Origin of the sequence: Arthrobacter sp. (assembly GCF_048266065.1) — a bacterium.
GTDB lineage: Bacteria > Actinomycetota > Actinomycetes > Actinomycetales > Micrococcaceae > Arthrobacter_H.
This window is the reverse complement of sequence record NZ_JBLXAH010000002.1, coordinates 111,049-123,488: the sequence shown is the minus strand read 5'-3', so window position 1 is coordinate 123,488 and position 12,440 is coordinate 111,049. Positions and strand designations below refer to the sequence as shown.

The 12,440-nt window shown below is 69.7% G+C and carries 10 protein-coding genes; all 10 read left to right on the top strand.

Annotation, left to right across the window (positions count from 1 at the left end; genetic code table 11):
- Positions 1 to 34 precede the first annotated feature (34 nt).
- The 10 genes from ACN0TP_RS03720 to ACN0TP_RS03675 are packed head-to-tail and all read left to right on the top strand — an operon-like array spanning position 35 to position 12,438.
- Positions 35 to 1,018, top strand: a complete 984-nt coding sequence (locus ACN0TP_RS03720; protein WP_417216805.1) for an AAA family ATPase — start codon at positions 35 to 37, stop codon at positions 1,016 to 1,018.
- A gap of 27 nt (positions 1,019 to 1,045) precedes the next feature.
- On the top strand, positions 1,046 to 2,449 hold the full coding sequence (locus ACN0TP_RS03715) for a DUF58 domain-containing protein (protein WP_417216802.1): 1,404 nt from the start codon (positions 1,046 to 1,048) through the stop codon (positions 2,447 to 2,449).
- On the top strand, positions 2,446 to 4,839 hold the full coding sequence (locus ACN0TP_RS03710) for a transglutaminaseTgpA domain-containing protein (RefSeq protein ID WP_417216800.1): 2,394 nt from the start codon (positions 2,446 to 2,448) through the stop codon (positions 4,837 to 4,839). Before ACN0TP_RS03715 ends, ACN0TP_RS03710 begins: the two co-directional genes overlap by 4 nt.
- Positions 4,840 to 4,842: 3 nt before the next feature.
- A complete protein-coding gene (locus ACN0TP_RS03705) occupies positions 4,843 to 6,051 on the top strand; it encodes an RDD family protein (RefSeq protein WP_417216798.1) in 1,209 nt (402 codons plus the stop codon).
- Positions 6,048 to 6,884, top strand: coding sequence for a PP2C family protein-serine/threonine phosphatase (locus ACN0TP_RS03700; protein ID WP_417216795.1), 837 nt, complete (start codon positions 6,048 to 6,050; stop codon positions 6,882 to 6,884). The genes ACN0TP_RS03705 and ACN0TP_RS03700 overlap by 4 nt, the downstream gene beginning before the upstream one ends.
- Positions 6,881 to 8,626, top strand: coding sequence for an FHA domain-containing protein (locus tag ACN0TP_RS03695; RefSeq protein ID WP_417216793.1), 1,746 nt, complete (start codon positions 6,881 to 6,883; stop codon positions 8,624 to 8,626). The genes ACN0TP_RS03700 and ACN0TP_RS03695 overlap by 4 nt, the downstream gene beginning before the upstream one ends.
- A complete protein-coding gene (locus ACN0TP_RS03690) occupies positions 8,623 to 10,338 on the top strand; it encodes a protein kinase domain-containing protein (RefSeq protein WP_417216790.1) in 1,716 nt (571 codons plus the stop codon). The genes ACN0TP_RS03695 and ACN0TP_RS03690 overlap by 4 nt, the downstream gene beginning before the upstream one ends.
- Positions 10,339 to 10,393: 55 nt before the next feature.
- On the top strand, positions 10,394 to 11,095 hold the full coding sequence (locus tag ACN0TP_RS03685; protein WP_417216787.1) for a hypothetical protein: 702 nt from the start codon (positions 10,394 to 10,396) through the stop codon (positions 11,093 to 11,095).
- Between the two features lie 60 nt (positions 11,096 to 11,155).
- Complete coding sequence (locus ACN0TP_RS03680) at positions 11,156 to 11,785, top strand: TetR/AcrR family transcriptional regulator (protein ID WP_417216785.1); 630 nt, start codon at positions 11,156 to 11,158, stop codon at positions 11,783 to 11,785.
- Positions 11,782 to 12,438 carry a VC0807 family protein gene (locus ACN0TP_RS03675; protein WP_417216782.1) on the top strand — a complete coding sequence of 219 codons (657 nt, stop codon included), beginning with the start codon at positions 11,782 to 11,784 and terminating at the stop codon, positions 12,436 to 12,438. The genes ACN0TP_RS03680 and ACN0TP_RS03675 overlap by 4 nt, the downstream gene beginning before the upstream one ends.
- The last annotated feature ends 2 nt before the right edge of the window (positions 12,439 to 12,440 follow it).

Sequence of the window (12,440 nt, the reverse complement as noted above, 5' to 3'; positions counted from 1 at the left end):
CACGTCCCAGCTACAGTTCTCCGAGGGGAAACGCATGACAACGACGATGACCAACGACCAGGCCGAATGGTTTGCCGGCACGTTTGAGAAGCTGGTGGCCAACGTCGGCCAGGCGGTGCTCGGCAAGGCCGACGTGATCAAGCTGATCCTCACGGCCATGCTCTCCGAGGGACATGTGCTGCTCGAGGATGCACCGGGGACGGGCAAGACCATGCTGGCCCGGTCGCTCTCGGCCACCGTGCAGGGCTCGAACTCGCGCATCCAGTTCACCCCCGACCTGCTGCCCTCCGACGTCACCGGCATCACCATCTACGACCAGAAGACCCAGCTCTTCGAGTTCCACCAGGGCCCGATCTTCGCCAACATCGTCCTGGCCGATGAGATCAACCGTGCCTCGCCGAAGACCCAGTCGGCGTTGCTGGAGGTCATGGAGGAGGCCCGGGTCAGCGTCGACGGCAAGACCTACACGCAGGACCGCCCGTTCATGGTCATCGCCACCCAGAACCCCATCGAGCAGGCGGGCACCTACCGCCTGCCCGAGGCGCAGCTGGACCGCTTCCTGATCAAGACCTCCATCGGCTACCCGGACCGCGAATCCACGGTGAACCTGCTCTCCGGTGCCTCGACCCGTGACCGCTCGCTGGCCCTGAAGCCCATCATCACCACCGGCGCCATCGCCGACATGGCCGACCTGGCCACCACCACGCACGTGGACGATTCGGTGCTGCACTACATCGCCGAGCTCACCGAACAGACCCGTGAGGCCCCGGAGACCCGCCTGGGGGTGTCGGTCCGTGGCGCCCTGGCGATGGTCCGCGCCGCCAAGGTGTGGGCTGCCTCCGAGGGACGCAACTACGTGCTGCCCGACGACGTGAAGGAACTCGCCCCCTACGTGTGGACCCACCGGTTCGTCATGGACCCGGAGGCCGAGTTCGCCGGGGCCACTGCCGACTCGGTGCTCTCCCGCGTCCTGGTGGAGACCGCTGCACCCCAGCAGCGCTCCGGCGCCAACGCCTAGGCACGGCCGGAAGGTATCCACCCCAGCATGAGCACCCCCACGCAGGAGAGCGGCCGGCGTTCGGCCACGGCCCGGGCCACGCCCCGGCGACGCTCCGCAGCACCACGCGGCACCAACACGGCGCCCTGGTGGAAGCGGGCCACCCGCAGGAAGCCGTCGTCGACCCCGCGTTCGCGCCTGCATCCGTCGTCGCTGACCGCCGAGATCGTGAAGCTCATCCGCCTGGAGGTCCAGCCCGCGTGGCAGCGGGCCTCCGGCTGGGTGGCCACCCGGCTGGAGCCGGCCACCGAGGTCGTCAGCCCGCTGGGCTGGCTGCTGGCCGGCGTCGTGATCGTGTTGGCCGTGCTCGGGGGGATCTTCGGCTGGCAGGAGACGAAGATCGCAGCCCTGCTCGGCGCCCTGCTGTTGTTGCTGGCCATCGCGTTCATCCTGGGCCGCTCGGTGTACCGGGTCACCCTGGACCTGAACCGCACCCGGGTGGCCGTCGGGGACCGTGCAGTGGGCGGGATGGAAGTGCAGAACGCCTCGCCCAAGTCGCTGCTGCCGGTGTCCATGGAACTGCCGGTCGGCGCGTCCACCGCCTTCTTCAGGATCCCGCGCCTGGCCCCGCAGGCCACCCACGACGAGCTCTTCACCATCCCCACCCACCGCCGCGCGGTGATCCAGGTCGGCCCGGTGCGCTCCATCCGCCAGGACCCCTTCGGCCTGCTGCGCCGGCAGGTGAAGTGGACCGAGGCCCAGGACCTGTTCGTCCACCCGCGCACCACCGCCCTGGGCGGGACCAGCTCCGGGTTCATCCGCGACCTCGAAGGCCAGCCCACCCGCGACCTGTCCTCCTCCGACGTCTCCTTCCACGCCCTGCGCGACTACGTCCCGGGGGACGACCGCCGGCACATCCACTGGAAGACCACGGCGCGCACCGGTGAGCTGATGGTCCGCCAGTTCGAGGAGACCCGCCGCTCCCACCTGGCCATCGCCCTGTCCACGAACACCGGCGAATACTCTTCCGAGGACGACTTCGAACTCGCTGTCTCGGCGGCGGCGTCGATCGGACTGCAGGCGGTGCGCGAACAACGCAACCTCTCGGTGCTCACCCAGGCCGGACCCGTCCGCACCGAAACCGGTCGGAACCTGCTCGATGACCTCACCCGCGTGCAGGGCAAGGCCCGGCGCAGCGACCTGGTGGACCTCTCGCGCGTCACCGCCGACTCGGTGCCCAACGCCTCCGTCTTCTTCCTGGTCACCGGTCCGGTGGCCACCCCCTCGGAGCTGCGCCGTGCCAGCACCCACGTGCCCGTCGGCGTCCGCGCCTTCGCCGTGCGCTGCGGCACCGGGCTGGCCCCGGCCCGGGCGACCATCGGGGACCTGACGGTGCTCACGATCGGGGACCTGTCAGAACTTCCGCTCATCCTGCACCAGGTGGCCTCGTGAACCAGCCGACCCGGAGCCTGCGCTCCCACCTGCCCACCGCCCGACGCGCCATCGACGCCGGGGTCCTGCTGCTGTGCCTCACCCTCGGGGTGCTCGGGTTGCACGCGGCCTTCGGCGGCAACGCCCGCTACCTCTATGCAGGCATCGGCGGCGCCGTGCTGGGGCTGGCGCTGGCGTACTGCATCGTGCGCTACCGGCTCGCGTTCCTGCCGGCCGCGGGAATCGGCATCGGGATCTACCTGCTGATGGGCACCATCCTGGCCACCCCCGCCGAGGCCTTCGCCGGGGTGCTGCCCACGCTGGAATCACTGCGGACCCTGCTCGCCGGCGTCGTGCTGTCCTGGAAGGACGTCCTCACCGTCGCCCCGCCGGTGGGCATCCGTTCGGGCATGCTCGTGGTGCCCTTCCTCAGCGCCTACGTCACCGCGCTGGTCGCCGGGCTGCTCGCCTGGCGGCTGCGTTCACCGTTCTTCAGCACCATCCCGGTCATCGCGATGTTCGTCGTGGGGATCATCTTCGGCACCCGTGAGGTCCCGCTGCCGTTGGTGCGCGGGCTGGTGCTGGTCATGGCACTGGTCTGCTGGCTGGCCTGGAGGCGCCAGGTCGACCGCGCCGTGGGACCCGAAATGCAGTCATTGCACGACGCCGGTGCCTCCACCCTGGCGCGGGCGGGGCTGCTGCGCCGGGTCGGGATGGAGGCGATCGTGCTGCTGGTCGCCGGTGGCCTCACCGCCATCGCCGCCCCCACGCTGCAGTCGGGGGAGCAGCGACAGGTGCTGCGCGACGCCGTCGTGCCCCCGATCGACCTCTACGACTACCCGAGCCCGCTGATGCGCTTCCGCACCTACGTCAAGGACAAGACCGAGGAACCGCTGCTCTCGGTGACCGGGCTGCCGGAGGGCCAGCGCGTCAGGCTCGCCGCCCTGGACACCTACGACGGGCTGGTCTACAACGTGGACCCGCGCTCCGGCGGGAACTTCACCCCCGTCGGCGACGCCTCCCAGGTCAACGACGCGGGCTCCCGGGACGCACGGCGCTCCCGCGGCACCCTGGGCATCACCATCGAGGGCTACGACGGCGTCTGGGTTCCCGGGGGCGGGAAGCTGCTGGGACTCGATGTCACCGGCGGCAACGCCGACCTGTCCCGCTCGCTGTTCTACAACGACGACGCCGAAACCGCGCTGTCCACCACCGGGTTGCACCGCGGCGACTCCTACACAGCCGACGTGGAGTTCCCGGTGCAGATCGACCGCAAGAAGCTGCAGGCCTTCGGCCTGTCCGACATCACCATGCCCCGGCTCTCCAACGTCCCGCAGGTCGTCTCCGGCAAGGCTGCAGACATGGCAGGGGACGGGGACACCGGGGTGGAACGGGCCGCGGCGATGGAGGGCATCCTGCACGAGACCGGGTACTTCTCCAACGGCAAGGAGAACGAGGTCCCGAGCCTGTCAGGGCACGGTGCAGCCCGGATCGCCGCCCTGCTGGATGCCGACGCGATGATCGGCGACGACGAGCAGTACGCGGTCGCGATGGCGCTGATGGCCCGCGACCAGGGCATGCCGGCCCGCGTGGTGATGGGCTTCTACCCGGAGAAGTACGACCCTGCGGGCACCGTGCAGCTCACGGGTGCCGACGTGCACGCCTGGGTGGAGATCAACTTCGAGAACGTCGGCTGGGTGGCCTTCACCCCGACGCCTGACAAGGACAAGGAACCGACGCCACCGCAGCAGGAACCGCAGTCGGTGCCGCAGCCCCAGGTGCTGCAGCCCCCGCCGCCGCCGCAGGACGATGCCAAGCTCCCGCCGGAGACCGCACCGGATCCGCAGGATGCCGACGACACCGATGACGGCTTCTGGGCCTTCTGGGGTCCGATCCTGCAGGTCATCGGCTACATCGCGATCCCCGTGGCGATCCTGTTGCTGCCGCTGCTGGTCATCGCGCTGCTGAAGCTGCGCCGGCGCAAGCGCCGCCGGCAGGCAGCACGTCCGGGGGACCGGGTCAGCGGAGGGTGGAACGAGGTCATCGCCCTGGCCACGGACCTGGGGTCCCGCCCGGACCCGAAGGGCACCCGCCGGGAGAACGCGAAGTCCCTGGTCGGGGACTTCCCCGACACCGCGGGCACCAGCGTCCTGCTGGCCCGGCGGGCCGACGCCGCGGTCTTCGGCGACGTGGAACCGACCGATGCGCAGGTGGCCGATTACTGGCAGCACGTGGACGAACACCTTGTGGGGATGAGTTCATCGGTAGGATTCTGGGGGCGCCTGCGCGGAAAGTACTCGCCACGGTCGCTGGTGCTGGACGCCAACGCCCGGATCACCGCCCGGCGCGCGCACCGGGGGGAGAAGCGCGGAGCAGTCCGTAGAGTAGATACCAACGAGGATAAGGAGTAGCCGGTGGCCCAGAACCTGAACCTGGTCAACGCCGTGGCCGCAAAGCGACTGGTGGCCGGACTACTGGACATCGTGCCGGTGGTCATCGCCTGGATGATCTTCTACGGCATCAACCTCGCGACGCTGCAGTCCAGCTCCTACCTGAGCAGTTCCGACCTGATCTCCGAGATGGCGACCTCCTCCATGGTGGTCTCGGTCTTCGTGCTCGCCTACGCCGTGGCCATCTGGGGCTGGGAGGCCTCCACGGGCAAGACGCCCGGGAACCTGGCGTTGGGCCTGCGCACCAGCGACGAGGACGGGTTCGCCCCCGGCTGGGGCAAGGTCTTCATCCGCCGGCTGCTGGTGTGGGTCTCGGGGATCGTGCCGATCGTCGGACCCGTCATCATGCTGCTCTCCAACCTGTGGGACCCGAACCACCAGCGCCAGGGGTGGCACGACAAGGCAGCGCGCACCCTGGTGGTCGACGTGAACCAGGGCCGCAACCCGATCACCACCGGTGGCCTGTTCGGCCCCTCGGCCTTTGCCCCCGGCGGCATGACGGCCCCCGGCCAGCCCGGGCACCCCGGCAACCTCTCCACCGAACGCCAGTGGCCGGCACTGAACCCGGACCTGGCCGCGGGCCCGATCACCGGCATCCCGGGCAGGACCCCGACGAACGCCACGGACGCCGGGACCGCTGCAGCTGCCGAGGCTCCGGTGGCGCCCGCTGCCGAGCCGACCCCCGCCGCCGGAACCGCGCCGGAGCAGCCGGCCGTCGGTGCCCCTGCCGGTGCCCCCGCCGCGTCGTCTTCCGCCGCGCCGGTCCTCGACGAGGCCGCGGCCGCCGCGGAGGACGAGGCCGGCCATACGCAGCTGCGCACCGCCGCCAGCGCCCCCGCGGCCACCGGGGCACGCCTGCGCTGTGATGATGGACAGGTCCTGGCCCTGGCGACGACGGCACTGCTGGGGCGCAACCCCGCGGCACAGGACGGTGAGGAGGTCGCAGACCTCTTCAACATCGCCGACATGGGCCGTTCGGTGTCCAAGACCCACCTGCACCTTGCAGCCGACAGCTCCGGCGTCTGGGTGACCGATCGCAATTCGACCAACGGCTCCGGGATCACCGGATCCGACGGAACGCGGCGCCCGTTGGCCGCCGGGCAGGCCCAGCACGCCGGACATGGCGACACAGTGCACTTCGGGGACCGCTCCTTCGTCGTGGGTCCGGCATGAGTGCCTCCGGAGCCGGGCCGGCAGGGGACCAGATCTCGCTGGACTTCGGGTTCGCCACGGACAGGGGGTTGCGCCGCCCGTTGAACGAGGACGCCCTGATCGCCGAACGGCACCTGTTCGCCGTCGCCGACGGCATGGGAGGACACGAGGCCGGCGAGGTCGCCAGCAGCATCTGCGTGGCAACGTTCGCCCGCGGCCAGGAGGCGGCCGGCGAATGGCTGAGCCCCGATGACCTGCAGGAATTCATGGTCGACGCCGACCGGGCCATCCGCGAAGCGGCCGGCTCACGGGCCGGCACCACCGTCTCGGGTGCGGCCCTGGTCCGCCAGGGCGATGCCCCGTACTGGCTGGTGTTCAACGTCGGGGATTCACGCACCTACCTGCTCTCCGAGGACGAGTTCCGGCAGGTCACCGTGGACCACTCCGAGGTCCAGGAAATGGTCGACAACGGCGAGATCACCGCCGAACAGGCCCTGACCCATCCCCGGCGCAACGTCATCACCCGCGCCCTGGGCACCGGGGAAGACAGCGACGCAGACTTCTGGATGCTGCCGGCACGGCCGGGGGACCGGCTGCTGGTCTGCTCCGATGGGCTCACCAACGAGGTCTCCGACAGTGCGATCCGCGACGTGGTCATGTCCCGCACACCACCGCAGATCGCCGTCGATGACCTGTTGCAGGCCGCCCTGCGGTCGGGCGGACGGGACAACATCACCCTGGTCATCGTCGACGTCAAGCTCGAACATGACGACGACCAGTTCACCGACACCGCCCCCCGTGAGCTGATCGAAGACGGCATGACCAAACCACGTCCTGAGGGGAGTGCGGAATGAGTGCACGGATCACCTACCTGCCGGGACCGTGGCTGGCGCTGGTGCGCCACGGCCACCTGGTCCTGCTGCCCGAATCGACCAACCCGGAACACGTTGACGCGCTGTGGGCCGCCCTGGATGGTTCCACGGGCGTTGAAAAGCTTCTCTCAGCGGTGCTCTCCGCCCGCGGCCTGGCGCTGACCGGGATGGATCCGTTCGGCATTGTCAGCCTCGAGGCCGATGTGCACACCATCCTGCGCGGCCCGCTCTCCCTCGCCGCCGAAGGCCGCGAAATGAGCACCCACGTCAACGGTCACGGCGTCACCACCTGGATGGAACGGCGCATCCCGCGCCAGGAACGGCTCGAGATCGCCCTGGACGACGTGCTGCGCAAGCACGACGGCGGTGACCCGCACTGGCTGCCGATCACCGAGGGCATCGTGGCGTTCGGCCGGTTGCAGGTCGACCTGCCCCAAGAGGCCTCCGGGGAGATCGAACCGCTCTCCGCGCCGCAGCCCATCATCCAGCCGGCCGCCACCACCGCAGAGGATGCGGCCGCCGTTGGCGCCGCCGGGGTGCCCGCTGCCCCGGCCGAGGACGCGTCGGAGCCCGAGCCGGAGCCGGTCGCCGAGGCGCAGCCCGAGCCGGAGCCAGTCGCCGAGGCGCAGCCCGAGCCGGAACCCGAGCCGGAACCCGAAACTGAGGAGCAGGCCGAGGCCGAGGAAGAGGCCGTCCCAGAGCCAGAGCCCGAGTCGGAACACGAGGCTGAGGAAGAAGCTGCACCGGAAGCGGAGCCTGCGCCAGAGCCCGAAGCGGAGCCAGAGCCGGAGCCGGAACCCGCGCCCGAGCCCGAGGAGGAACCGGCCCCCGAGGACTCCGAGGCCGTTTCCGCTGACGAGGCCGACGACGCGAACACCATCATGACCGCCACGGGCCAGGAGGACTCCCCGTCGATGCCGGATGCGCCGGAGGAAGCCGCCTCCGACGACACCATCGCCGGTCCCCACGCCGAGGAGGAGGAACCGCCCGACCCCGAGGACCTCATCGACGCCGTTCCCTGGCTGGCCGCGGCCCGCGCCAAGTCGCGGGCCGAGGCGGCACCGGAACCGGCCGCCGACGCCACAGCCGCAGGTGCCCCGGACGTCGATGACCTGCCGACCATCTCGTCGGCACCGCGGGCCCCCGCGACGGCCGACGCCGCCGATCTGGGAGACCACGACGGGGACACGGTGATGCGGGGGGACCTGCCGACACAGGTGCTGCCGATGACCCCCTCGGCCAACACCTCCGCGGAACCGTCCACCGGCCCCCAGGTGCTGGGCCGGTTGTGCCCACAAGGCCATGCCAACCCGCCGACGTCGTCCTCGTGTGCCCAGTGCGGCCAGGAGCTGAACGAGGACCCGCGGGAGGTGCCCCGCCCGTCCCTGGGGCGGATGGTCATTTCCGGCGGGGAAGCCGTGGAATTGGACCGCCCCGCCGTCGTCGGCCGCCAGCCGTCGGTCAGCCGTTCAGCGAGCGGTTCGATGCCGCGCGTCGTCCAGGTCAAGAGCCCCAGTGGGGACATTTCCCGCTCCCATCTGGAGGTCCAGCTCGAGGGCTGGCACGTCATGCTGCTGGATCTGAAGGCCACGAACGGGACCATGCTCGTGCGTTCCGGCATGCCGCCGCGCCGGTTGGGGCAGGGGGAGAAGCTGATGCTGCTCGACGGCGACATCGCCGATCTGGGTGACGGTGTCTCGTTGAAGTTCGAGGGGCTTCTGTGAGCGGTAAGCGCCCGCCGGCACCACCGCCGTCGATCGAGGGGTACGACTACCTGAGCCTGCTCGGCTCCGGTGGCTTTTCCGACGTCTACCTCTACCAGCAGGACCGGCCCCGCCGGAAGGTCGCCGTGAAGGTACTGCTCTCGGACCTGAAGACCGAGAGCGCCCGCAAGCGGTTCGAGTCAGAGGCCAACCTGATGGCCCAGCTGTCCTCGCACCCCTACATCGTGACGATCTTCGAGGCGGACATCACCGCCGAGGGGCACTCCTATCTGGCCATGGAGTACTGCTCGCGGCCCAGCCTGGACGTGCGGTACCGCCGCTCGCGGCTGGGGGTCGACGAGGTCCTCAGCGTGGGAATCCAGGTTGCCTCGGCCGTGGAGACCGCGCACCGTGCCGGCATCGTCCACCGGGACATCAAACCGGCGAACATCCTGGTTACCGACTACAACCGGCCGGCGCTCACCGACTTCGGGATCTCCGGCACCACCGACACGCTCGACGACGAGGCCGGCCTGTCCATCCCGTGGTCCCCGCCCGAGGCCTTCGCCGGCGGTGCCCCCAACGGCGTGAAGATGGATGTCTGGTCGCTCGGCGCCACGGTCTATACACTGCTGGCCGGTCGATCGCCGTTCGTGCGTGCGGGGGCGGACAACTCCCAGCGCGAACTCATCTCCCGCATCACCACCTCACCGCTTCCCCCGCTGAACCGCCCCGACGTCCCCGCTGCCCTGGAACAGACGCTGGCCACCAGCATGGCGAAGAACCCCGCGGCGCGCTTCGAATCCGCCCGCGACCTGGCCCTGGCGTTCCAGCGTGTGCAATCCGAACTCGGCTTGTCGGTGACCGCGTTCGAGGTCATGGAGGAACCAGCACCCCGCGAGGACCCGGGCGACGGGAACGACGGCGAGGCAACCCGGGTCCGCCAGGTCGTCTCGATTGATCCGGAGGCCAGCACCGGCTCAGTGAAGCCAACCGGAACTGCATGGGCCACCCCGGAGGCCGAGCACACCGTCCTCCGTCCCGCAGGAGCGCCCAGCACCGCAACCCCGGATCCGGCAGCGACCCCGGCGGGCGCGGGCGATGAAGCCACGATCATGCGCGGACGCCTGCCCGACGGATCGCTGGCCGGCGCCCGGCCACGCACGACCGACGGCAACGGTGCCGCACCGCAGGGCGTGCCGCGGGCCCATGGCCGGCCATCGTACGCCGCCGGCGAGGAGCCCGGTGCCCCCGGATGGGTCCCCGCGGTCCCGCCGGCCACCGGCGCGCCCGAACGCGGCGGGCAACGTTTTCCCACCGGACTGGTCGCTGGCATCGGAGCCGTGCTGGCGATCATCATCGCCGGGATTTTCGTCGTGGCGGCACTGAACCGCGGTGTCGACTCCGACCAGGTCTCCTCTGGCGCCCCGCCCAGACAGGGCCCGGCGGACCCGTTGCTCGGCAACGAGGGAGTGGTTCCCCAGGTCAAGGGATTCGCCTCGAAGACCTCGGGTGGCAAGGTCACCTTCACCTGGAAGAACCCGGAACCCCGCGCGGGCGATGCCTACTACTGGGCCCCGGTCACGGCGACGGATCAAGGGGAAAACCGCAAGGTCGACAAGCCCACCGCCACCACCACTGAGGTGAAGGGGGAGCCGACCTGCATCCAGGTGGTGCTGGTGCGCGAGAACGGCAAGGCCTCGGATGCCAGCAGGTATTGCGCCAAGAGATAGTCTGGACAGTGGATAATCCGAGGGGGATCAACGAACGACGCAGGGGGCGCGAAACGTGACCGAAGTGAACATTGATTTTTGCGGGGAATGGTTTCCGGTTGCCGACGAGCAGGTGTTCACCATCGGCCGCGAGGGGGACCTGGAGGTCGACGACAATCCATACCTCCACCGCCGGTTTCTGACCATCGCCCGGTACGACAACATCTGGTGGCTCTCCAATGTCGGCTCCCGGCTGGCGGCCACCATCGCCGACGCCACCGGGGGCATGCAGGCATGGGTGGCACCCGGAGCCCGCATCCCGCTGGTTTTCGGACAGACCAACGTCGTCTTCACCGCCGGCCCCACCACCTACGAGTTCTCCGTCCACCTCGCCACCCCGGCCTTCCGGCAGGAATGGAGCGCCGACGACGGAGACGGCCAAACGACCATCGGCCCCGTCGTGTTGACCGACGCCCAACGGGCGTTGGTGGTGGCCTTGGCCGAACCCATGCTGCGCCGCGATGGCAACGGGCTCAGCTCCATCCCGACCTCCGCGAAGGCCGCCAGCCGTTTGGGCTGGCCACTGACGAAGTTCAACCGCAAGCTGGACAACGTCTGCGACAAGCTGGACAAGTCGGGAGTCGCCGGCCTGCGCGGTGGTGCCGGCAAACTCGCGACCAACCGGCGTGCCCGCCTGGTCGAACATGCTGTTACCTCACATCTGGTCGTCCCGGCGGACCTGCCGTTGCTCGACGCCGAACTCAACGCCGACGACTGAAGCACCGTCCCCTGACAGGGGGCCCTAGCCAATGCTGGCCGGGCGGACTAATATTTGGCCATGCGGTCAAATAATGCCACGGGCTCTCACGACGGACGGACCTTCATCGAGCAGGCGCGGCGTGCCCAGATCATTGAAGCGGCCATCGAAACCATCGCCGAGCTGGGGTACGCCCGGGCCTCCCTGGCGGAGATCGCCCGCAGGGCGGGCATCAGCAAGGGGGTGATCTCCTACCACTTCGCGGGCAAGGACGAACTCACCGAACAAATCGTCCTGGAGCTCTACACGCGCGCGGGGGCTGGCATCGGCGATCGCGTCGACTCCGCGGAGTCGGCCGCAGCTGCCTTGCGCGGCTACGTCGAGGCGAACCTGGACTTCATCGCGGGGCATCCGGAACAGGTCCGGGTGCTCGTGGACATCTTCATGAACTTCCGCCATCCGGACGGCTCGCCACACATCGATGCCGACGGCCAGGACGGGCTGTTGGGCCATCTCGGTTCCCTGTTGCACCAGGGACAGGAAGCCGGGGAATTCCGGGAGTTCGCCGTTCGTCCGATGGCGATCGTGATCCGTTCCGCCATCGACGCGGCATCCGGCCAGCTGGCCCTGGACCCGGCATTCGACGTCCGGGCCTATGCCGCCGAGTTGGTGGCCACGCTGGAGCGGGCCACCCGGAAGGACCAACCGTGAACCGGGATCCGGCCACCGGCCGGCGCATCGCCGGGTCCCGGACGTCCCTGATCCTGATGCTGGTCGAAGTCATCGTTCCCCTGGCCCTGTTCTACATCCTGCGGGCCGTCGGCGTGGGGCAGTGGGCTGCACTGCTCATCAGCGGCGCGGCACCACTGCTCGCGCTGGCCTACCGCTGGATCGCGTACCGGAGGATCGAGATGTCCTCGATCTTCACGTTGAGCATTCTGGTGGCGGGGACCCTCATCGGCCTGCTGACGGGGGACCCGCGGCTACTGGTCGCCCGCGAAAGCTATCTGACGGGCATCGTCGGCCTGTGGATGATCGGCACGCTGTGGGCTGCCCGGCCGTTCATCCTGGTGGCCACGATGCCGCTCCTTCCCCCGGCGACCGCGGCCACCTGGGACGCGAATTGGCGGCAGGAAACGGTATTCCGCAAGGTGATGCGGGCGATGACGCTGGCCTGGGGGTGCGCCTTCCTGGTCGATGCCGTCGCCCGGATCGTCATGGCCTACACCCTGCCCCTGGACATTGTTCCACTCGCCGGAACCGCACTCCTGGTGCTGCTGCTCATCGCCGTCGTGCAATTCAGCAAGGCCTACGGGCGTCGGGCCGCCTCGGCTCCCACCCGTCGGGTCGGTGGGGCAAGATAGAG